We start from the raw sequence: 21,726 nt of genomic DNA, 5'->3' as shown, positions 1-21,726 counted from the left end.
GGCCGGAGTCCTTCTTGCTGGTGAGCGGCTCGGCAACGAGTAGTGCGTCTGGGACATCAGCGCGTATCTGGGTATGCGTCACATTCAATCCTGGTCGTCGCCCGGCAGAAGGCCGCCACCTGCGGCACCGTACAACGGTACACAGGTGTCAGGTGCCGCCGGCGCGCACCCTGTGTTCGGACCACGTAACAAATGGGGTACGGGATACGGGTGCCGCGTCCGCCGGACGCGCCGCGAAAGCGAACGGGCACCGCCGGAGAGGTCCGACGGTGCCCGCGGCGCGAGGCGGCCGGCGTCAGCCGCCGAACTCCTCAAGACCCTTCAGCGCCTGGTCCAGCAGGGCCTGCCGACCCTCCAGCTCCCGGGCCAGCTTGTCGGCCTTCGCGTTGTTGCCCGCGGCGCGCGCCGCGTCGATCTGCCCACGCAGCTTGTCGACGGCCGCCTGCAGCTGACCCGTCAGACCGGCCGCACGGGCCCGCGCCTCCGGGTTCGTACGCCGCCACTCGCCCTCCTCGGCCTCCTGGATGGCCCGCTCCACGGCGTGCATCCGGCCCTCGACCTTGGGACGGGCGTCCCGCGGCACGTGGCCGATGGCCTCCCAGCGCTCGTTGAGGGAGCGGAACGCGGCACGGGCCGCCTTCAGGTCCGTCACCGGGACGAGCTTCTCCGCCTCGACGGCGAGCTCCTCCTTCAGCTTCAGGTTCTCGACCTGCTCGGCGTCGCGCTCCGCGAAGACCTCGCCGCGCGCCGCGAAGAACACGTCCTGCGCCCCGCGGAAACGGTTCCACAGGTCGTCCTCGGCCTCGCGCTGCGCCCGGCCCGCGGCCTTCCAGCTGTCCATCAGCTCGCGGTAGCGGGCCGCCGTCGGACCCCAGTCCGTCGACTTCGACAGCGACTCCGCCTCGGCGACCAGCTTCTCCTTCGCTTTGCGGGCGTCCTCGCGCTGGGCGTCCAGGGCGGCGAAGTGGGCCTTGCGCCGCTTGGAGAAGGCGGAACGGGCGTGCGAGAAGCGGTGCCACAGCTCGTCGTCCGACTTGCGGTCGAGCCGGGGCAGACCCTTCCAGATGTCCACCAGGGCCCGCAGCCGCTCACCGGCGCTGCGCCACTGGTCGCTCTGCGCCAGCTGCTCGGCCTCGGTGACCAGGGAGTCCTTCGCGGTCCGCGCCTCGTCCGCCTGCTTGGCCTTCTGGACCTTGCGCTCCTCACGGCGCGAGTCCACCGTCGCCACCAGCTTGTCGAGCCGGACGCGCAGCGCCTCCAGGTCACCCACGGCGTGGTGCTCGTCCACCTGCGTGCGCAGGTGGTCGATGGCCGTCTGGGCGTCCTTGGCGGACAGGTCGGTGGTCCGCACCCGTCGTTCGAGGAGGCCGATCTCGACCACCAGGCCCTCGTACTTGCGCTCGAAGTAGGCCAGGGCCTCCTCAGGGGTGCCCGCCTGCCACGAGCCGACGACCTGCTCGCCCTCGGAAGTACGCACGTACACGGTGCCGGTCTCGTCGACTCGGCCCCACGGGTCGCTGCTCACAGCGCCTCCTCCACCTGATGCCCGTGAGGGGTTCGCCCCCGGGCATCGTCCACAGTTTCCTGGGGCGGGCACCGCCCGCCCTGCACAACGCCAACATAGGCGACCGCCGGGCCGGCTGTCCGCATCCCGCACGACGCAATATCGACGTACGGGCACGCGGCCCGCCGGTCCCGGGGCGCCGGTCCCGGTCTAGTTCTTGGTGACGGTGCCCTTCTCGATGGTCACGGGGGTCTTGGGGGCGCCGTCCGGGGCGCCGTCGGCGGTACCCGCCTTGGCGATCTCCTGGACGACCTTCAGCCCGGCCGCGTCGATCCTGCCGAACGGGGTGTAGGTGGGGGCCAGCGGGCTGTCCTCGTAGACGAGGAAGAACTGGCTGCCGCCCGTGCCGGGCTGACCGGTGTTGGCCATCGCGACCGTGCCGGCCGGGTACACCACCTGGCCCTGCTCGTTCGGCTTGCCCAGGGAATCCAGGTTCTCGTCCGGGATGTTGTAGCCCGGACCGCCCCGACCGGTGCCCTCCGGGTCACCGCACTGGAGCACCTTGATCCCGCCGGTCACCAGGCGGTGGCACTTCGTCTTGTCGAAGAACCCCTTGTCGGCCAGGGCCTTGAAGGAGTTCACCGTCTGCGGGGTCTTCGACGCGTCCATCTCGAAGCGGACGTCGCCCGCGCTCGTCTTCAGGTCGAAGGAGTACTTCGCCTTGTCGTCGATCGCCATCGCCGGGGACGGCGACTGCTTGGGGGTGGGCGCGGACGCCGAGGGCGAGGGCTCGGCCGCCGCGTCCTTCGTGTCCTTCGAGTCGAAGACGCCGCCCACGACGAGGCCGACCAGGGTCGCCACCACCACGGCCCCGGCGGCCCCCGCGATCGCCCAGCGCTGCCGCGCCTTGCGGCGGGCCTCCGCCCGGCGCTTCTGCTGGCGCTCGAATTTCTCCTTGGCGAGCTGTCGCCGCCGCTGATCGCTCGTGACCACCGGGTCGTCTCCTTGTACGTCTCTGGTACCGCTGTCCGGGCTCGGTTAGGCCGTACCGTATATGGGTTCGCTGTGTAATGAGCGGCGCCGGTAGGCTCTGAGCAGCAGATTCCGATCCGCTGCCTCCCGCCGGACGACGATTGAGGACGAACGTGCTGATTGCCGGGTTCCCCGCCGGGGCCTGGGGGACCAATTGCTACCTGGTCGCCCCCGCCGCCGGTGAGGAGTGCGTCATCATCGACCCGGGCCACCAGGCCACCCAGGGTGTCGAGGAGACGCTGAAGAAGCATCGGCTCAAGCCCGTCGCGGTCGTCCTGACCCACGGCCACATCGATCATGTGGCCTCCGTGGTCCCGGTGTGCGGAGCACACGACGTACCGGCCTGGATCCACCCCGAGGACCGCTACATGATGAGCGACCCGGAGAAGGCCCTGGGCCGCTCCATCGGGCAGCCGCTCATGGGGGAACTGACCGTGGGCGAGCCGGACGACGTCCGCGAGCTGACCGACGGAAGCACCCTGAAGCTGGCCGGGATGGAGTTCTCGGTGGCGCACGCGCCCGGTCATACCAAGGGGTCGGTGACCTTCAGGATGCCCGAGCGGGCCGACATCCCGCCCGTCTTCTTCTCGGGCGACCTGCTCTTCGCCGGCTCCATCGGACGCACCGACCTGCCCGGCGGCTCCCACGCCGAGATGCTCCAGTCGCTGGCCCGCGTGTGCCTGCCCCTGGACGACTCGACGGTGGTGCTGTCCGGCCACGGTTCCCAGACCACCATCGGCCGCGAGCGCGCGACCAACCCGTACCTGCGGGAGGTCGCCGCCGGCCTGGGGAACGGCACCGCCGCCCCACGACGAGGAATGTGACGAGAGTTTCGTGAGCACCTTCAAGGCCCCCAAGGGCACGTACGACCTGATCCCGCCGGTCTCCGTCAAGTACCTGGCGGTGCGCGAGGCCATCTCCGCCCCGCTGCGCAACTCCGGCTACGGCTACATCGAGACCCCCGGCTTCGAGGACGTGGGCCTGTTCGCGCGCGGCGTCGGCGAGTCCACCGACATCGTCTCCAAGGAGATGTACGCCTTCGAGACCAAGGGCGGCGACCAGCTCGCCCTGCGCCCCGAGGGCACCGCCTCCGTCCTGCGCGCCGCGCTGGAGGCCAGCCTCCACAAGCAGGGCAACCTGCCGGTCAAGCTCTGGTACTCCGGCTCCTACTACCGCTACGAGCGCCCCCAGAAGGGCCGCTACCGCCACTTCTCGCAGGTCGGCGCCGAGGCGATCGGCGCCGAGGACCCGGCGCTGGACGCCGAGCTGATCATCCTGGCCGACCAGGCGTACCGCTCGCTGGGCCTGCGGAACTTCCGCATCCTGCTGAACTCGCTCGGCGACAAGGAGTGCCGCCCCGTCTACCGCGAGGCCCTCCAGACCTTCCTGCGCGGCCTCGACCTCGACGCCGAGACCATCCGCCGGGCCGAGATCAACCCGCTGCGCGTCCTCGACGACAAGCGGGCCGACGTCCAGAAGCAGCTGGTCGGCGCCCCGATGCTGCGGGACTACCTGTGCGACGCGTGCAAGGCGTACCACGAGGAGGTCCGGGCGCTGATCACGGCCGCCGGGGTCGCCTTCGAGGACGACGAGAAGCTCGTGCGCGGCCTCGACTACTACACCCGCACCACCTTCGAGTTCGTCCACGACGGCCTGGGCTCGCAGTCGGCGGTCGGCGGCGGCGGCCGCTACGACGGCCTGTCCGAGATGATCGGCGGCCCGGCGCTGCCCTCCGTCGGCTGGGCGCTCGGCGTGGACCGCACCGTCCTGGCCCTGGAGGCCGAGGGCGTGGAGCTGGACATCCCGGCCGCCACCTCCGTGTTCGCGGTGGCGCTGGGCGAGGAGGCCCGCCGGGTGCTGTTCGGCAAGGTGACCGAGCTGCGCCGGGCCGGGGTCGCGGCGGACTTCTCGTACGGCGGCAAGGGCCTCAAGGGCGCCATGAAGGACGCGAACCGCTCCGGCGCCCGCTTCGCCGTCGTGGCCGGCGAGCGCGACCTCGCCGAGGGCGTCGTCCAGCTCAAGGACATGGAGGCCGGTGAGCAGACCCCGGTCGCCGTGGCCGACCTGGTCGAGGTGGTCAAGGCCCGTCTGGTCTGATCGCGGCCGTCCCGGAACGGGGCGGGGCGGGGGAGACGATCCCCGGCCCCGCCCCGCTTCCTTATCCCCACCGAACGGTGGAGGAGCGGACATGTACGGCACAATGGCCGGTGCTTGATGACCTTGCAGATGTGGAGCGGGCGGGTATGACGACAACGGTTGCCGGGGCGGACACCGCACCGCGGACGTACGGCGGCGGCCGGGCCCTGGCCCTGCTGCTCGTGATCACCGGAGCGGCGGGACTGCTCGCGGCGTGGGTGATCACCATCGACAAGTTCAAGTTGCTGGAGGACCCGAACTTCACGCCGGGTTGCAGCCTGAACCCGATCGTCTCCTGCGGCAACATCATGAAGAGCGAGCAGGCGGCGGCCTTCGGCTTCCCGAACCCGATGATGGGGCTCGTCGCCTACGGGATCGTGATCTGCGTCGGCATGAGCCTGCTGGCCGGCGCCCGCTTCGGCCGCTGGTACTGGCTCACCCTCAACGCGGGCATGCTCTTCGGCGTCGTCTTCTGCGCCTGGCTGACGTACCAGTCGCTGTACAACATCAACTCCCTGTGCCTGTGGTGCTGCCTGGCCTGGGTCGCCACGATCGTCATGTTCTGGTACGTGACCTCCCACAACGTGCGCCAGGGCCTGCTGCCCGCCCCCGGTTGGCTGCGCGGCTTCCTCGACGAGTTCACCTGGGTCCTGCCCGTGCTCCACGTCGGGATCATCGGCATGCTGATCCTGACCCGCTGGTGGGACTTCTGGACCTCCTGAGCCGATCGCGCGCGACCGGCGGCCCCGGGGGCGACCCCGTCGTCCGGGGCCGCCGCCGTCGCCCGGGGCCGCGCTGTCGGCGGCCTCGCATAGGCTTCCGGTGTGGAACCAGACCTCTTCACCGCCGCCGCCGAGGAACGCCGGGAGAAGGACCCCGCGAGCTCGCCGCTCGCCGTCCGCATGCGCCCCCGCACCCTGGACGAGGTGGTCGGCCAGCAGCACCTGCTGAAGCCCGGCTCGCCGCTGCGCCGCCTGGTGGGGGAGGGGGCCGGGGGTCCGGCCGGGGCCTCGTCGGTGATCCTCTGGGGTCCTCCCGGGATCGGCAAGACCACCCTCGCCTACGTGGTCAGCCAGGCCACGCGCAAGCGGTTCGTCGAACTGTCGGCGATCACCGCCGGGGTCAAGGAGGTCCGGGCGGTCATCGAGGGCGCCAAGCGGGCCGCCGGCGGGTACGGCAAGGAGACCGTCCTCTTCCTCGACGAGATCCACCGCTTCAGCAAGGCGCAGCAGGACTCCCTGCTGCCGGCCGTGGAGAACCGCTGGGTCACCCTGATCGCGGCGACCACCGAGAACCCGTACTTCTCGATCATCTCCCCGCTGCTGTCGCGCTCGCTTCTGCTCACCCTCGAACCGCTCACCGACGAGGACCTCAGCGCCCTGATGGGGCGCGCGCTGACGGAGGAGCGGGGCCTGGGCGGGGCGGTGACCCTGCCGGCCGACGCCGAGGCGCACCTGCTGCGGATCGCCGGCGGTGACGCGCGCCGGGCGCTGACGGCCCTGGAGGCCGGGGCGGGCTCGGCCCTCGCCAAGGGCGAGGCGGAGATCACCCTCCAGACCCTGGAGGAGGCCGTCGACCGGGCCGCCGTCAAGTACGACCGGGACGGCGACCAGCACTACGACGTGGCGAGCGCCCTCATCAAGTCCATCCGCGGCTCCGACGTGGACGCCGCGCTGCACTACCTGGCCCGGATGATCGAGGCGGGGGAGGACCCGCGGTTCATCGCGCGCCGCCTGATGATCTCCGCGAGCGAGGACATCGGCCTCGCCGATCCGAGCGCCCTGCCGCTCGCGGTGGCGGCGGCCCAGGCGGTGGCGATGATCGGCTTCCCCGAGGCCGCCCTGACCCTGTCGCACGCCACGATCGCGCTCGCGCTGGCCCCCAAGTCGAACACCGCCACGACGGCGATCGGCGCGGCCCTGGCCGACGTACGGGCCGGGCTCACCGGTCCGGTGCCGACGCACCTGCGCGACGGGCACTACAAGGGCGCGGCCAAGCTGGGGCACGCGGTGGGCTACGTCTACCCGCACGACGTGCCGGGCGCCATCGCGGCGCAGCAGTACGCCCCCGACGAGCTGCACGGCAAGCGGTACTACGAGCCCACCCGCTACGGCGCCGAGGCGCGGTACGCGGACGTGGTGGACAAGGTCCGTGAGCGCCTGCGGGGCGGTTCGGGTTCCTGACCGGCGCGGATCGGGCGGGATCGGGGAGGGAGCACCTAGGCTCCGGGCATGGGACGTCGTGCCGTGCTCCTGGCCCTGACGGTGGTGGCGGCGCTCACCGGATGCCACCACGACGACGAGGCCGCGCGGGCGCGGGCCAGCGCCGCGGGGCTCGTGGCGCGGGTGCCGCTCGCGAGCGCGGGATTCCCGCCGGACGCGGCGACGGCGGGGCGGCTGCTGGCGGGGCTGAAGGTGGAGTGGGGCCGGAACTGGCAGACGTACCGGCGGGAGGAGTTCGGCCGCACCTGGTCGGACGAGACCGACGCGATCGGCGGCCGCAACGGCTGCGACACCCGGGACGACGTGCTGCGGCGGGACCTGGCCGAGCTGCGCGAGGGCGACCGCAACCCGTGCGTGGTGCTCTCCGGGGTGTTGCACGATCCGTACACCGGCAAGGCGCTGCCCTACTCCTACCGGCGCGCCTCGCAGATCCAGACGGACCACGTGGTGGCGCTCGGCGCGGCCTGGCGGGCCGGCGCGTACGCCTGGACCCCGCGGCGCAGGCTGGAGTACGCGAACGACCTCGACGTCCTGCTCGCGGTGGACAAGCAGACGAACCAGGACAAGGGCAGCAGGACCGCCGACAAGTGGGTGCCGCCCCGGCAGGCGTACCGGTGCGAGTACGCGCGCCGCTACGTCGGCATCAAGGCGAAGTACGCGCTGTCCGTCACCCCGCCCGAGCAGTCGGCGCTCCGGGCGCTGCTGGCCGCCTGCCCTCCCTAGTGCCGTACGCCTAGTGAGAGGCGGCCGCGAAGAGGTGGTGCATGGCCCGCCGCAGTCCGCAGATGTCCTTCACGGGCTCCGGGAAGTCGAAGCGGGCGTCGAAGGAGGCGCTGCCGGGCGCTCCGGTGAAGCGCACGCGCAGGCCGAGGCGGTCCAGGGCGAGGGGTACGGCGGTCATGCCGGCGGTGTCGCGGGCGCCCAGCAGCGCGCACAGGTCGGCGATCCGCTCGGCGTGGGCGGAGTGCAGGTGCTGGAGCAGCTCCGCCTCGTGGGCCGAGACGGGGTCGGGTTCGGCGGCCGCCAGCTCCTCCGGGTCCACGCGCTCGGCGCCCCACAGGTCGTCCACGGAGATCTCGCCGACCTCCAGGCGCAGCATCATCCAGGCGGGGCGGCCGGTGTGGGGGGCGTCGAGGGACTCGGACATGCCGAGCAGCTCGCCCACCGGTTGCCGCTCGGCGAGGAGGGCGGCGCAGGGGGCGCGGTCGTCACCGCGTACGGGCGTCAGCCACCCGGCCAGCCAGGCGCGACCCCGTATACGATGGGGCACGGACACCGGCGCCACGTCCGTGATCTCGATCACGGCCGTGAGGTCGTCGTCCTGGGCGTGAGCGGCCGCCCTGGCAGCCGCGGATTCCCCGGAAACGAGGAGGATCACGTCCCCGTCCGGGGTGACGGTCCGTGCGACCGGCATCCCCGTCCCGAACTCCGCCTGGTCAAGAGCACCCGGCAGCGTGAGGGATACTGAGGCGTTGGACTCTACGAGGGTTCGTACGCGTTCGGCTCCGGTGAGCTGCCGAACGCCTTCCCTGGGACGCGGCTGACCTTGCTTATCGTCGGCGCAAGCGGATTCCGTTTCGTTGGAATTCGAACTGCGCTGCGCACTGGGCAGGGGGATCCCATGTGGTCGAGACATTACGTCCTCCTCGCTAAGGTAAGCCTCACCTAACTTACATGGAGGTAGGTTCCACGTGAACCAGAAGCGACCCAAGGTCAAGAAGTCTCGCGCTCTCGGCATCGCCCTGACGCCGAAGGCCGTCAAGTACTTCGAGGCCCGCCCCTACCCGCCGGGCGAGCACGGCCGTGGCCGCAAGCAGAACTCGGACTACAAGGTCCGTCTGCTGGAGAAGCAGCGTCTGCGCGCGCAGTACGACATCTCCGAGCGTCAGATGGCCCGCGCGTACGACCGCGCGAAGAAGGCCGAGGGCAAGACGGGCGAGGCGCTGGTCGTCGAGCTCGAGCGTCGTCTCGACGCCCTGGTGCTGCGTTCGGGCATCGCCCGGACCATCTACCAGGCCCGCCAGATGGTCGTCCACGGCCACATCGAGGTCAACGGCGCCAAGGTCGACAAGCCGTCGTTCCGTGTCCGCCCGGACGACGTCATCACCGTTCGCGAGCGCAGCCGCGAGAAGGTTCCGTTCCAGGTCGCCCGTGAGGGTGGCTACGCAGGCGAGGGCGAGACCCCGCGCTACCTGCAGGTCAACCTGAAGGCCCTGGCCTTCCGCCTGGACCGTGACCCGAACCGCAAGGAAATCCCGGTCATCTGCGACGAGCAGCTCGTCGTCGAGTACTACGCCCGCTGATTCGGCGGACGTAGCCTCACAGGCTGGTCAGCCCGTCGGTTCCCCCTTGGGGGAGCCGGCGGGCTTCCTGCTGTCCGGACGCTCCACCGCGCCCGCCGCCGCGCCGGCGCCCGCCGCCTCCCCGTCGCGGGGCCTCGGCAGCCGTCCCGCGGGCCACGCGGGCTCCGGCCGCGGTTCCGGCTCCGGATCGGGGGCCCGCAGCGCCCGCTCGACCAGCTCCTCCGCCGACAGGGCCCGGCCGTGCCGCGCGCAGGCCTCGTACCGCTCCGCGCCCAACACCTCGCCCGCCCGCTCCCGGCACATCAGCCGCGGGGCGTTGAAGTACCCCGAGCCGAAGAGGCGCAGCCCCACGCCGTCCCACATCCGCTCCGCCCCGCCCTGGAGCACCGCCGCCTCGGCCGGCCGCCCCTCCACCGCCGTGACCAGCGCCAACAGCTCCAGCGCCAGCACCAGCCCCACCAGATCGCGGAAGGCGTGGTTGACGCCCACGCACTCGGTCAGCAGCCGGCGCGCCGCCCCGGTGTCCCCGGAGTCCAGGGCCGCGTACGCGAGGACGTAGAGGGCGTACGCCTTGGTCCAGCGCTCCCCGCGCTCCCGGCAGATCTCGCGGACCTCCTCGCTCAGCGAGACCGCGCCCGCCAGGTCCCCCTGGAAGGCCAGCGCCATCCCCAGCTCCACCTGGCACATCAGGACGTTGCTGTTCAGCTCCCCGGCCTCCCGGTACAGCTCCAGCGCCGCCCCCAGCAGCCGCCCGGCCCGCGCCATGTCGTCCGAGACCAGCGCCAGGCAGCCCAGCCGGTGCACGGCGTAGGCGGAGGCCACCCGGTTCCCGGTCCGCTCGGCGGCGTCCCGGCACTCGTGCAGCGCGCCCATCGAGGCCACCGCGTCGCCCTGGAGCGCCGCCACGTAGCCGAGCACCCACAGCGTCTTCAGCCGCGACCCCTCGTACTCCTCCTCCGCCCGGCCCGCCTCCCGGGCCCGCTCCAGCCAGTGCCGGCCCTCGGTGAGCCGCCCGCAGCCGGCCCAGAAGAACCAGAGGGTGCCCGCCAGGTACTGCGCCAGGTGCGCCTCCCGTGGATCGTCCAGGCAGCACTCCAGTGCCAGTCGGAGGTTCCCCAGCTCCCCTTCGACCAGGGCCGCCACCTCCCGCTGGCGCGGGCTGAACCAGTCCAGCTCGCACCAGGTCGCCAGGCCCACGTACCAGTCCCGGTGGCGACGCCGCAGCCGCGTCGCGTCACCCGTCGACTCCAGCCACCCCGCCCCGTACATCCGTACGGTCTCCAGCATCCGGTAGCGGACCCCGGCGGGCGTCTCCTCCCGGGACAGCACCGACTGCGCCAGCAGCTCCCCGACCAGGTCGAGCACCTCGTCCACCGGCAGGCCCTCGCCGGCGCACACGTACTCGGCGGCGTCCAGGTCGAAGCGCCCGGCGAACACCGACAGCCGGGCCCACAGCAGGCGCTCCCGCGGGGTGCACAGCTCGTGGCTCCAGCCGATCGCGGTCCGCAGCGCCCGGTGCCGGGGCAGGGACCCGCGCGCGCCGCCGGTCAGCAGCGCGAAACGGTCCTCCAGTCGGGCCAGCACCTGCTCCGGGGAGAGCGTGCGCAACCGGCCCGCCGCCAGCTCCAGCGCCAACGGGATCCCGTCGAGGCGTGCGCACAGCTCGACCAGGGCCGCCCGGCCCGGCCCCGTCGCCGTCGCCGCGAAGGCGGGATCCGCCTCCGTCGCCCGCGCGACCAGCAGCTCCAGGGCCTGCTCCGGCGCCGGCGGGGCCAACGGGAACACCGCCTCCCCCTCCAGGCCCAGCGGCCGCCGGCCCGCCGCGAGCACCCGCAGGCCGGGGGAGCGGCGCAACAGCTCCCGCAGCAGCTCGGCGCTCTCCTCGACCAGCTGCTCGAAGCCGTCCACGAGCAGCAGGAGCCGCCGGTCGGCCAGGTGCTCCGCGAGGACCGTGCGGGGCGGCCGCGTGGTGTGGTCGGTGAGCCCGAGGGCCTCGGCCAGCGTGAACTCGAGCAGGGCCGGATCGCGCACGGAGGACAGGTCGGCCGTCCAGACCCCGTCGCAGGAGCGTTCCTCCGCCCCCCGGGCCCACGCGCGGGCCGCCGCGAGCGCCAGCCGGGACTTGCCCACCCCGCCCGTCCCGGTCACCGTCACCAGCCGCGAGGACTCCAGCAGGCGCCCGAGCCCGGCCAGTTCGTCACCCCGCCCGACGAAGGAACTCAGTTCCGAGGGAAGATTGCCCCGGGTCGCATTCGGGAGGGGTCCGTGTCGCATGGGACACGGAGAGTACAGACCCGGACGCGCTCGGTACAAGGCGGGCGTCCGGCGCCGCCGGCCGCGCGGGCGTCGACCTCCGAATTCAGGTACTGCGGCGGATCTCCGGCGCGATAGGGTCGGAGGAGACTTTTTCTCGTCGGGTTCCCCAGTTCAGGAAGCGGTGCTAAGTGTCCGGTGGAGAGGTGGCCGGGATCCTCGTGGCCGTCTTCTGGGCCATCCTGGTCTCCTTCCTCGCCGTGGTGCTGGTGAGGCTCGCCCAGGTGCTCAGGGCGACCACCAAGCTGGTGGCCGACGTGACCGAGCAGGCCGTCCCCCTGCTCGCCGACGCCTCCACCACCGTCCGCTCCGCGCGCACCCAGCTCGACCGGGTCGACGCCATCGCGAGCGACGTCCAGGAAGTCACCTCCAACGCCTCCGCCCTCTCCTCGACCGTGGCCTCCACCTTCGGCGGCCCGCTGGTCAAGGTGGCGGCCTTCGGCTACGGCGTCCGCAAGGCGCTGGGCCGGGGCGAGCAGGCGCCCGCGAAGACCACGCGCCGCTCCGTGATCGTCGGCCGTACCGTGCCGGCGCCGGGACGCCGCAAGCAGAAGGGCTGAGACCGCCGATGTTCCGCCGAGCCTTCTGGTTCACCGCAGGCGCCGCCGCAGGCGTGTGGGCCACCACCAAGGTCAACCGGCAGCTGAAGAAGCTGACGCCGGAGAGCCTCGCCGCCCAGGCCGCAGACAAGGCCGTGGAGGCGGGGCACCGCCTCAAGGACTTCGCCCTCGACGTCAAGGCGGGAATGACGCAGCGCGAGGACGAGCTGAACGACGCACTGGGGCTCACCCAGGATCCCGATCGGCCCGACAACGTCACCGCCCTCCCCGGGCCGCGGCGCCTGCGGGCCATCGCGTACCACCAGAACGACAAGACGACACACCGCCCGAACCGCTCGGCGGTCACGTACAACCGGAATGAGGACCACTGATGGAGTCGGCTGAAATCCGCCGCCGCTGGCTGAGCTTCTTCGAGGAGCGCGGTCACACCGTTGTCCCTTCGGCGTCGCTCATCGCGGACGACCCGACTCTGCTGCTGGTGCCCGCCGGCATGGTGCCCTTCAAGCCCTACTTCCTGGGCGAGGTCAAGCCGCCGGCGTCCACGCTCACCAGCGTGCAGAAGTGCGTCCGCACGCCGGACATCGAAGAGGTCGGCAAGACCACCCGCCACGGCACGTTCTTCCAGATGTGCGGCAACTTCTCCTTCGGCGACTACTTCAAGGAAGGCGCCATCCGCTACGCCTGGGAGCTGCTCACCGGCTCCGTGGCGGACGGCGGCTACGGCCTGGAGCCGGAGAAGCTCTGGATCACGGTCTACCTCGACGACGACGAGGCCGAGGCCATCTGGCGCGACAAGATCGGCGTCCCGCAGGAGCGCATCCAGCGCCTGGGCAAGAAGGACAACTTCTGGTCCATGGGCGTCCCGGGACCCTGCGGTCCGTGCTCCGAGATCAACTACGACCGCGGCCCCGAGTTCGGCGTCGAGGGCGGCCCCGCCGTCAACGACGAGCGCTACGTGGAGATCTGGAACCTGGTCTTCATGCAGTACGAGCGAGGCGCGGGCGACGGGAAGGAAGACTTCCCGATCCTCGGCGACCTGCCCTCGAAGAACATCGACACCGGTCTCGGCCTCGAACGCCTCGCGATGATCCTGCAGGGCGTGCGGAACATGTACGAGACCGACACCCTGCGCGTGGTCATGGACAAGGCCACCGAGCTGACCGGCGTGCGCTACGGAGCCGCTCAGAACACGGACGTCTCGCTGCGCGTGGTCGCCGACCACGTCCGCACCTCCGTGATGCTCATCGGCGACGGCGTGACCCCCGGCAACGAGGGCCGCGGCTACGTGCTGCGCCGCATCATGCGCCGCGCCATCCGCAACATGCGCCTCATGGGCGCCACCGGCCCGGTGGTCAAGGACCTCGTCGACGTCGTGATCGAGACGATGGGGCAGCAGTACCCGGAGCTGGTCACCGACCGCAAGCGCATCGAGACCGTCGCGCTCGCCGAAGAGGCCGCCTTCCTCAAGGCCCTCAAGGGCGGCACGAACATCCTCGACACCGCCGTCACCGAGACCAAGGCCGCCGGCGGCACGGTCCTCTCCGGCGACAAGGCGTTCCTGCTCCACGACACCTGGGGCTTCCCGATCGACCTCACCCTGGAGATGGCCGCCGAACAGGGCCTCTCCGTGGACGAGCCGGGCTTCCGCCGTCTGATGCAGGAGCAGCGCGACCGCGCCAAGGCCGACGCCAAGGCCAAGAAGACCGGTCACGCGGACATGTCCGCCTACCGCGAGATCGCCGACGGCTCCGGCGCCACCGAGTTCACCGGCTACGCCACCACCCAGGGCGAGTCCACGATCGTCGGCCTGCTGGTCAACGGCGTCTCCTCGCCGGCGGCCTCCGAGGGCGACGAGGTCGAGGTCGTCCTCGACCGCACCCCGTTCTACGCCGAGGGCGGCGGCCAGCTCGCCGACCAGGGCCGCATCAAGCTCGACACCGGCGCCGTCATCGAGATCCGCGACGTGCAGCAGCCGGTGCCCGGCGTCTCCGTCCACAAGGGATCCGTCCAGGTCGGCGAGGTGACGGTGGGCGCCTCCGCGTACGCCGCCATCGACGTGGGCCGCCGCCGGGCCATCGCCCGCGCCCACTCCGCCACGCACCTGACGCACCAGGCGCTGCGCGACGCCCTCGGCCCGACGGCCGCCCAGGCCGGCTCCGAGAACAGCCCCGGCCGCTTCCGCTTCGACTTCGGCTCCCCGAACGCCGTCCCCGGCTCGGTCCTGACCGACGTCGAGCAGAAGATCAACGACGTGCTCTCGCGCGAGCTCGAAGTGACCGCCGAGATCATGAGCATCGACGAGGCGAAGAAGCAGGGCGCCATCGCCGAGTTCGGCGAGAAGTACGGCGAGCAGGTCCGCGTGGTCACCATCGGCGACTTCTCCAAGGAGCTGTGCGGCGGCACGCACGTCGGCAACACCGCCCAGCTGGGTCTGGTGAAGCTGCTCGGCGAGTCCTCCATCGGCTCCGGCGTGCGCCGCGTCGAGGCGCTGGTGGGCGCGGACGCATACAACTTCCTCGCCAAGGAGCACACGGTCGTCGCCCAGCTCCAGGAGCTGGTCAAGGGCCGTCCGGAGGAGCTGCCGGAGAAGATCGCCTCCATGCTCGGCAAGCTGAAGGACGCCGAGAAGGAGATCGAGAAGTTCCGCGCGGAGAAGGTCCTCCAGGCCGCCGCCGGTCTCGCCGCCGGCGCCCAGGACATCCGCGGCGTGGCCCTCGTCGTCGGTCAGGTGGCGGACGGCGTCGGCGCCGACGACCTGCGCAAGCTGGTCCTCGACGTGCGCGGCCGCATCCAGGGCGACCGGCCGGCCGTCGTCGCGCTGTTCACCGTGGCGAACGACCGCCCGCTGACCGTGATCGCCACCAACGAGGCGGCCCGCGAGCGCGGCCTCAAGGCCGGTGACCTGGTCCGCACCGCGGCCAAGACCCTCGGCGGCGGCGGTGGCGGCAAGCCCGACGTGGCCCAGGGCGGCGGCCAGAACCCGGGCGCCGTCCCGGAGGCCATCAGCGCCGTCGAGCGCCTCGTGGTGGAGACGGTCTGACGATGACGTTGCGCCGCGGCCGCCGACTGGCCATCGACGTGGGCGACGCCCGGATCGGGGTCGCGTCCTGCGACCCCGACGGGGTGCTGGCCACACCGGTCGAGACCGTCCCGGGCCGGGACATCCCGTTCGCCCACCGGCGGTTGCGGCAGCTCGTCGAGGAGTACGAGCCCCTCGAAGTCGTGGTCGGCCTCCCCCGTTCGCTCAGCGGGCGGGAGGGGCCGGCCGCGGCCAAGGTGCGTGCCTTCGCGAACGAACTGGCCAAGGGCATCAAGCCGGTGACGGTCCGCCTGGTGGACGAGCGGATGACCACGGTCACCGCGGCCCAGGGCCTGCGGGCCTCGGGCAGGAACGCCAAGAAGGGGCGTTCGGTGATCGACCAGGCGGCCGCTGTGGTCATCCTCCAGAACGCTCTGGAGACCGAACGGGTATCAGGTAATCCGCCTGGTGAGTGCGTCGAAGTGGTTGTCTGATCGCGATACGGTAACGTTCCGCGCGATGAGACGGCATTCGAACAGCCGTCGCCCACCACCAAAGAGGCGGTACCGGGTGTCGCGGCCGACGAAAAGCCGTGGCCTTCGTCTCGCGGCTCTAGGGGACCGATGACTGAGTATGGCCGGGGCGGTGGCTCCGAACCGTGGCACCCCGCTGATCCCCTCTACGGGGACCAGGGGTGGACCGCGTCCCAGACCCAGCAGGGCCAGGTGCCCTACGGCGTTGACCCGCAGCAGCAGTACCCGCAGGAGCCGCAGTACCAGCAGTACCCCGAACAGCAGTACGCACAGCAGCAGTACGTGCAGCAGCACCAGCAACACCCGCAGTACCCCGGGCAGTACCCGCAGTACGTCGAACAACAGCAGGGCTACGCCCCGCAGCAGACGCACGCCCAGCCCCAGCCCCAGCAGCCGATGTACGACGGCCAGGGCTGGGACACGGGCCAGGGTCACGTCCAGGGGCAGGGTCAGGGCCAGGGCCCGTACATGGTGGCCGACGTGCAGACCGACCCGTACGCGGGCACGGATCCGTACGCCCAGCAGGCGGTCGGCGCCTACCCCGCCGACACCCCCGACCTGTACACCACCGAGGACGCCTACCCGCCTCCCACGCCCCCCGGCCTGCGGCACCTCGAAACCGAAGCGGAACCCGAAGCGGAACCGGAGTCCCTGGACCCGGACGAGGCCGAGGAGGCCGCTCTCGCGGCCGCCGGCGGCGGCTCCGGCGACGAGGACGGCCCCGGTCGACGCGGGGGCCGAGGAGGCCGCTCGGGCCGTTCGAAGGGTGGCAAGGGCAAACAGCGCAGCGGCGCGGCCTGCCTGATCGCCGCGCTGGTCATCGTCGGCGTCGTCGGCGGTGGCGGCTACTACGGCTACGGCTACCTGAAGGCGCGCTTCGGCGCGGCCGAGGACTTCGCGGGCTCCGGCTCCGAGGAGACCGTCGACGTGCAGATCCCCACCGGCGCGGGACTCGGCCAGATGGGCCGCATCCTCAAGGAGGCCGGCGTCGTCGCGAGCGCCCAGGCCTTCGTGGACGCCGCCACCGCCACGGGCAAGGGCAAGACCATCCAGCCGGGCGTCTACCCGCTGCACAAGCGCATGTCGGCGGCCGCGGCGGTCGCGCTCATGCTCGACCCCTCCAAGCTGCACGTCCTGATCGTTCCCGAGGGCAGGCGCAACGTCGAGATCTACGACCTGATCGACAAGAAGCTGGAGAAGCCCGCCGGCACCACCCGCGACATCGCCCTGCGCGAGGGCCGCAACCTCGGCCTGCCGGCCTGGGTGGGCAACGACCCGAAGCTCATCGACCCGTTGGAGGGCTTCCTCTTCCCCGCGCGCTACGACCTCGGCAAGGACGTCACCCCCGAGTCCCTGCTGAAGCAAATGGTCCAGCGGGCGAGCGGCAAGTACGCCGAGCTCGGCATCGAGGCCAAGGCCAAGGAACTGGGGCTGGAGAACCCGCTCCAGGTCGTCACCGTGGCCAGCCTCGTCAACGCCGAGGGCAAGGACCACGACGACTTCCGGAAGATGTCCGAGGTGGTCTACAACCGCCTCAAGAAGACCAACACGGTCACGAACCAGAAGCTGGAGTTCGACTCCACGTACAACTACGTCAAGGGCACGAACAACCTCAACTTCTCCCTGAAGGAAGCGCGGGTGTTCGACAACCCGTACAACACGCACTTCGTCAAGGGACTGCCCCCGGGCCCGATCGGCAACCCGGGGACGGACGCCCTGACCGCTACGCTCAACCCCGACCACGGCGGCTGGATGTTCTTCGTGTCGGTCGACGGCAACAAGACGACCTTCACCAAGACCTACGAGGAGCACCAGAAGCTCGCGGACGAGTTCCAAGAGCGGCAGAAGCAGAAGAACGGCGGGTAGCAGGACATGTCACGGATACGGGCCGCGGTGCTGGGTTCGCCCATCGAGCACTCCCTCTCGCCGGTGCTGCACCGCGCCGCCTACCGGGAGCTCGGCCTCCTCGAACGGTCCTACGACCGGTTCGAGATCGACGAGGCCGCGCTCCCCGGGTTCGTGGCCGACCTGGGGCCCGAGTGGGCGGGACTGTCCCTGACGATGCCGCTCAAGCGGGCGATCATCCCGCTGCTGGACGGGATCAGCGACACGGCCGCCTCCGTCGAGGCCGTCAACACGGTCGTCCTCACCGAGGACGGCCGGCGGCTCGGCGACAACACCGACATCCCCGGGATCGTCGCCGCCCTGCACGAGCGCGGCGTGGAGAAGGTGCCGTCCGCGGCCGTCCTCGGCGCGGGCGCCACCGCCTCCTCGGCGCTGGCCGCCCTCGCGCGGATCTGCACCGGCGAGGTCACCGCGTACGTCCGCTCCCGGGCCCGGGCCGACGAGATGCGCGGGTGGGGCGAGCGGCTCGGCGTCGCCGTCCGCACCGCCGACTGGAGCGAGGCGGCGGCGGCCCTGGAGGCCCCGCTGGTCATCGCCACCACCCCGGCCGGTGCCACCGACGAGCTCGCGGCATCCGTGCCCGAGGCCCCCGGAACCCTCTTCGACGTCCTCTACGACCCCTGGCCCACCGCCCTCGCCGCGGCCTGGTCCGGTCGGGGCGGCGCCCTGGTCGGCGGCCTCGACCTCCTCGTGCACCAGGCGGTGCTCCAGGTCGAGCTGATGACGGGCCGTGCCCCGGGTCCGCTGGCCGCCATGCGGACGGCCGGTGAGCGGGCGCTCGCGGCCCGCCACTGACGGATCCCGCACCGTACCTGACGGATCCGGCGTCCGATAGCTGGACCGGGCGCCGGTTCACCCGCCCGGACGTGGGAGGATCAGGGCATGGCGGGTCCGGGCAGCGCACCCGGTCGCGCCCGTCGCAGTGCCAGGCGCGAGCATGAGGAGCATCGTTGAGCAGGTTGCGTTGGCTGACCGCCGGAGAGTCGCACGGACCGGCGCTGGTTGCGACGCTGGAGGGCCTTCCCGCCGGCGTCCCGGTCACCACCGAGCTGGTGGCCGACCACCTCGCCCGGCGTCGGCTCGGCTACGGCCGCGGCGCCCGGATGAAGTTCGAGCAGGACGAGATCACCTTCCTCGGCGGCGTCCGCCACGGGCTGTCGCAGGGGTCCCCGGTCGCCGTCATGATCGGCAACACCGAGTGGCCCAAGTGGGAGACGGTCATGTCGGCCGACCCGGTGGACCCCTCGCTGCTCAAGGAGACCGGCCGCAACGCGGCGCTGACCCGTCCGCGCCCCGGCCACGCCGACCTCGCGGGCATGCAGAAGTACGGCTTCTCCGAGGCCCGCCCGATCCTGGAGCGCGCCAGCGCCCGCGAGACGGCCGCCCGGGTCGCCCTCGGCGCCATCGCCCGGTCCTTCATCAAGGAGACCGCGGGCATCGAGATCGTCTCCCACGTGGTGGAGCTGGCCTCGGCCAAGGCCCCCCACGGCGTCTACCCGACCCCCGCCGACGTCGAGCGTCTCGACGCCGACCCGGTGCGCTGCCTGGACGCCGACGCCTCGAAGGCGATGGTCGCCGAGATCGACCAGGCCCACAAGGACGGCGACACCCTCGGCGGCGTCGTCGAGGTCCTGGCCTACGGCGTGCCCGTCGGCCTCGGCTCGCACGTCCACTGGGACCGCCGCCTCGACGCCCGCCTCGCCGCGGCCCTCATGGGCATCCAGGCCATCAAGGGCGTGGAGGTCGGCGACGGCTTCGACCTGGCCCGCGTGCCGGGCTCCCAGGCCCACGACGAGATCGTCTCCACCCCCGAGGGCATCCGGCGCACCTCCGGCCGCTCCGGCGGCACCGAGGGCGGTCTGACCACCGGCGAGCTGCTGCGCGTCCGCGCCGCCATGAAGCCGATCGCCACCGTCCCGAAGGCGCTCGCCACCGTGGACGTGGCGACCGGCGAGGCCGCCGCCGCGCACCACCAGCGTTCCGACGTGTGCGCCGTGCCCGCCGCGGGCATCGTCGCCGAGGCCATGGTCGCGCTCGTCCTCGCGGACGCGCTCGTCGAGAAGTTCGGCGGCGACTCCGTCCCCGAGACCCGTCGCAACGTCCGGTCGTACCTCGACAACCTGCAGATCCGGTGACCGGCGGTCCCCTGGTCGTGCTCGTCGGGCCCATGGGCTCCGGCAAGTCCACGGTGGGCGCCCTCCTCGCCGAACGGCTCGGGGTCGCCTACCGGGACACCGACGCGGACATCGTCGCGGCCCAGGGCCGCGAGATCTCCGACATCTTCGTCGACGAGGGCGAGCCGTACTTCCGTGAGCTGGAACGGCGGGCCGTCGCGGACGCCGTCTCCGGGCACACCGGAGTCCTCGCCCTCGGCGGCGGCGCCGTCCTCGACGAGGGCACCCGCGCCCTGCTCGCCGGGCGCCCGGTGGCCTACCTGTCGATGGACGTCGAGGAGGCCGTGCGTCGCGTCGGCCTCGGCGCCGCGCGCCCGCTGCTCGCGGTCAACCCGCGCCGTCAGTGGCGCGAGCTGATGGAGGCACGGCGCCACCTGTACACCGAAGTCGCGCGCGTCGTGGTGGCCACCGACGACCGCACCCCCGAAGAGGTCGCCCAGGCGGTCCTCGACGCACTGGAGTTGAAGGACGTATGACAGACCAGGTGACGCGGATCCACGTCGGCGGGAACGCCGGTCACGACCCGTACGACGTGCTGGTCGGCCGGCAGCTGCTCGGCGAGCTGGGCGGCCTGATCGGCACCAAGGCCCAGCGGGTCGCCGTCATCCACCCCGAGGCCCTGGCCTCGACCGGTGAGGCGCTGCGGGACGACCTGGCGGCGCAGGGCTACGAGGCCATCGCCATCCAGGTGCCCAACGCCGAGGAGGCCAAGACCGTCGAGGTCGCGGCGTACTGCTGGAAGGCGCTCGGGCAGTCCAACTTCACCCGCACCGACGTGATCGTCGGCGTCGGCGGAGGCGCCACCACCGACCTCGCCGGCTTCGTCGCGGCCTCCTGGCTGCGCGGGGTGCGCTGGATCGCGGTCCCGACCACCGTCCTCGCGATGGTCGACGCCGCCGTCGGCGGCAAGACCGGCATCAACACCGCCGAGGGCAAGAACCTCGTCGGCGCCTTCCACCCGCCCGCCGGGGTCCTGTGCGACCTCGCCGCGCTGGACTCCCTGCCGGTCAACGACTACGTCAGCGGCCTCGCCGAGGTCATCAAGGCCGGCTTCATCGCCGACCCGGTGATCCTCGACCTGATCGAGGAGGACCCGGCCGCGGCCCGCACCGCGCAGGGCCCGCACACGGCCGAGCTGATCGTGCGCTCCATCCGGGTCAAGGCCGACGTGGTCTCCAACGACCTGAAGGAATCCGGGATCCGGGAGTTCCTGAACTACGGGCACACCCTCGCCCACGCCATCGAGAAGAACGAGCGCTACAAGTGGCGCCACGGCGCCGCCGTCTCCGTGGGCATGGTCTTCGCCGCCGAACTGGGCCGGCTCGCCGGCCGGCTCGACGACGAGACGGCCGACCGGCACCGGGCGGTCCTCGCCTCCGTCGGCCTGCCGCTGACCTACCGCGGCGACCAGTGGTCCAAGCTGCTCCAGACCATGCAGGTCGACAAGAAGTCCCGCGGCAACCTGCTGCGCTTCATCGTCCTCGACGGCCTGGGCAAGCCGACCGTCCTGGAGGGCCCCGACCCGGCCCACCTGGTCGCCGCCTACGGCGAGGTGTCGGCGTGAGCCGCAGGGTGCTCGTCCTCAACGGACCCAACCTGGGCCGGCTCGGCTCGCGCGAGCCCGACGTCTACGGGGCCACCTCGTACGCCGGACTCGTCGAGAGCTGCCGCGCCCTGGGCGAGGAGCTCGGCTTCGACGTGGAGGTCCGCGAGACCAACGACGAGGGCGAGATCGTGCGCTGGCTGCACGAGGCGGCCGACGGCAAGGTCCCGGTCGTCATCAACCCGGGCGCCTTCACGCACTACTCGTACGCCATGCGGGACGCGGCGGCCCAGCGCACCGCGCCGCTGATCGAGGTGCACATCTCGAACCCGTACGCCCGCGAGGAGTTCCGGCACACCTCGGTCATCGCGGCCGTGGCCACCGGGACCGTGGCGGGCTTCGGACTGGGCTCCTACCGCCTGGCGCTGCGCGCGCTGGCGGAAGAGGTCGGCTCCTGAGATAACGTTCTCGCATCAGTCGCC

At 71.9% G+C, this 21,726-nt stretch carries 20 protein-coding genes; 16 read left to right on the top strand and 4 right to left on the bottom strand.

Annotation, left to right across the window (positions count from 1 at the left end; genetic code table 11):
- Positions 1 to 295: 295 nt before the first annotated feature.
- On the bottom strand, positions 296 to 1,525 hold the full coding sequence (locus tag AB0D01_RS17895) for a DUF349 domain-containing protein (RefSeq protein WP_363056187.1): 1,230 nt from the start codon (positions 1,523 to 1,525) through the stop codon (positions 296 to 298).
- A gap of 189 nt (positions 1,526 to 1,714) precedes the next feature.
- Positions 1,715 to 2,497: a peptidylprolyl isomerase gene (locus AB0D01_RS17890; RefSeq protein WP_363056185.1), complete on the bottom strand. Its 783-nt coding sequence runs from the start codon at positions 2,495 to 2,497 to the stop codon at positions 1,715 to 1,717.
- 152 nt (positions 2,498 to 2,649) lie between these two features.
- On the opposite strand from AB0D01_RS17890, the gene AB0D01_RS17885 reads away from it, so the two are divergent.
- The 5 genes from AB0D01_RS17885 to AB0D01_RS17865 all read left to right on the top strand — a co-directional run bounded on the left by AB0D01_RS17885 (position 2,650) and on the right by AB0D01_RS17865 (position 7,617).
- On the top strand, positions 2,650 to 3,360 hold the full coding sequence (locus AB0D01_RS17885; RefSeq protein ID WP_363056183.1) for an MBL fold metallo-hydrolase: 711 nt from the start codon (positions 2,650 to 2,652) through the stop codon (positions 3,358 to 3,360).
- Between the two features lie 10 nt (positions 3,361 to 3,370).
- Positions 3,371 to 4,633, top strand: a complete 1,263-nt coding sequence (hisS, locus tag AB0D01_RS17880) for a histidine--tRNA ligase (protein ID WP_363056181.1) — start codon at positions 3,371 to 3,373, stop codon at positions 4,631 to 4,633.
- Positions 4,634 to 4,779: 146 nt separating this feature from the next.
- Positions 4,780 to 5,394, top strand: coding sequence for a vitamin K epoxide reductase family protein (locus tag AB0D01_RS17875; RefSeq protein ID WP_363056179.1), 615 nt, complete (start codon positions 4,780 to 4,782; stop codon positions 5,392 to 5,394).
- 102 nt (positions 5,395 to 5,496) lie between these two features.
- Positions 5,497 to 6,855 carry a replication-associated recombination protein A gene (locus AB0D01_RS17870; RefSeq protein ID WP_363056177.1) on the top strand — a complete coding sequence of 453 codons (1,359 nt, stop codon included), beginning with the start codon at positions 5,497 to 5,499 and terminating at the stop codon, positions 6,853 to 6,855.
- A 48-nt stretch (positions 6,856 to 6,903) separates the two neighbouring features.
- Positions 6,904 to 7,617 (top strand): HNH endonuclease family protein, encoded by a 714-nt coding sequence (locus AB0D01_RS17865; RefSeq protein WP_363056175.1) that lies wholly within the window; start codon positions 6,904 to 6,906, stop codon positions 7,615 to 7,617.
- Between the two features lie 10 nt (positions 7,618 to 7,627).
- Here AB0D01_RS17865 and AB0D01_RS17860 read toward each other — a convergent pair whose 3' ends face one another.
- Positions 7,628 to 8,308, bottom strand: coding sequence for a DUF2470 domain-containing protein (locus AB0D01_RS17860; RefSeq protein WP_363056173.1), 681 nt, complete (start codon positions 8,306 to 8,308; stop codon positions 7,628 to 7,630).
- Positions 8,309 to 8,585: 277 nt separating this feature from the next.
- On the opposite strand from AB0D01_RS17860, the gene rpsD reads away from it, so the two are divergent.
- On the top strand, positions 8,586 to 9,197 hold the full coding sequence (gene rpsD / locus AB0D01_RS17855) for a 30S ribosomal protein S4 (RefSeq protein ID WP_030026606.1): 612 nt from the start codon (positions 8,586 to 8,588) through the stop codon (positions 9,195 to 9,197).
- 27 nt (positions 9,198 to 9,224) lie between these two features.
- Here the strand turns inward: rpsD and AB0D01_RS17850 are convergent, their stop codons facing one another.
- Positions 9,225 to 11,471 (bottom strand): NACHT domain-containing protein, encoded by a 2,247-nt coding sequence (locus tag AB0D01_RS17850; protein WP_363056171.1) that lies wholly within the window; start codon positions 11,469 to 11,471, stop codon positions 9,225 to 9,227.
- 170 nt (positions 11,472 to 11,641) lie between these two features.
- Between AB0D01_RS17850 and AB0D01_RS17845 the strand changes: the two genes are divergently transcribed.
- The 10 genes from AB0D01_RS17845 (at position 11,642) to aroQ (ending at position 21,702) form a co-directional block, all read left to right on the top strand.
- A complete protein-coding gene (locus tag AB0D01_RS17845; protein WP_363056169.1) occupies positions 11,642 to 12,070 on the top strand; it encodes a DUF948 domain-containing protein in 429 nt (142 codons plus the stop codon).
- Between the two features lie 8 nt (positions 12,071 to 12,078).
- A complete protein-coding gene (locus AB0D01_RS17840) occupies positions 12,079 to 12,441 on the top strand; it encodes a DUF6167 family protein (RefSeq protein ID WP_363056167.1) in 363 nt (120 codons plus the stop codon).
- Positions 12,441 to 15,110, top strand: coding sequence for an alanine--tRNA ligase (alaS, locus tag AB0D01_RS17835; protein WP_363056165.1), 2,670 nt, complete (start codon positions 12,441 to 12,443; stop codon positions 15,108 to 15,110). The genes AB0D01_RS17840 and alaS overlap by 1 nt, the downstream gene beginning before the upstream one ends.
- Before the next feature lie 2 nt (positions 15,111 to 15,112).
- Positions 15,113 to 15,583: a Holliday junction resolvase RuvX gene (gene ruvX / locus AB0D01_RS17830; protein WP_030028999.1), complete on the top strand. Its 471-nt coding sequence runs from the start codon at positions 15,113 to 15,115 to the stop codon at positions 15,581 to 15,583.
- Positions 15,584 to 15,712: 129 nt separating this feature from the next.
- A complete protein-coding gene (gene mltG / locus AB0D01_RS17825) occupies positions 15,713 to 17,488 on the top strand; it encodes an endolytic transglycosylase MltG (RefSeq protein ID WP_363056163.1) in 1,776 nt (591 codons plus the stop codon).
- A 6-nt stretch (positions 17,489 to 17,494) separates the two neighbouring features.
- Complete coding sequence (locus tag AB0D01_RS17820; RefSeq protein WP_363056161.1) at positions 17,495 to 18,322, top strand: shikimate dehydrogenase; 828 nt, start codon at positions 17,495 to 17,497, stop codon at positions 18,320 to 18,322.
- Positions 18,323 to 18,477: 155 nt separating this feature from the next.
- Positions 18,478 to 19,662: a chorismate synthase gene (gene aroC, locus AB0D01_RS17815; RefSeq protein ID WP_363056159.1), complete on the top strand. Its 1,185-nt coding sequence runs from the start codon at positions 18,478 to 18,480 to the stop codon at positions 19,660 to 19,662.
- Positions 19,659 to 20,177 (top strand): shikimate kinase, encoded by a 519-nt coding sequence (locus AB0D01_RS17810; protein ID WP_363056158.1) that lies wholly within the window; start codon positions 19,659 to 19,661, stop codon positions 20,175 to 20,177. The genes aroC and AB0D01_RS17810 overlap by 4 nt, the downstream gene beginning before the upstream one ends.
- The gene (gene aroB / locus AB0D01_RS17805) at positions 20,174 to 21,265 is read left to right on the top strand and encodes a 3-dehydroquinate synthase (protein ID WP_363056156.1); all 1,092 of its coding nucleotides are present in this window, start codon (positions 20,174 to 20,176) and stop codon (positions 21,263 to 21,265) included. The genes AB0D01_RS17810 and aroB overlap by 4 nt, the downstream gene beginning before the upstream one ends.
- The gene (gene aroQ, locus AB0D01_RS17800; protein WP_363056154.1) at positions 21,262 to 21,702 is read left to right on the top strand and encodes a type II 3-dehydroquinate dehydratase; all 441 of its coding nucleotides are present in this window, start codon (positions 21,262 to 21,264) and stop codon (positions 21,700 to 21,702) included. The genes aroB and aroQ overlap by 4 nt, the downstream gene beginning before the upstream one ends.
- The last annotated feature ends 24 nt before the right edge of the window (positions 21,703 to 21,726 follow it).

The sequence above is a fragment of the Streptomyces sp. NPDC048606 genome (assembly GCF_040650855.1).
Taxonomy (GTDB): domain Bacteria; phylum Actinomycetota; class Actinomycetes; order Streptomycetales; family Streptomycetaceae; genus Streptomyces.
The sequence above is the reverse complement of the archived record's forward strand: the minus strand, read 5'-3'. Positions and strand labels throughout refer to the sequence as shown.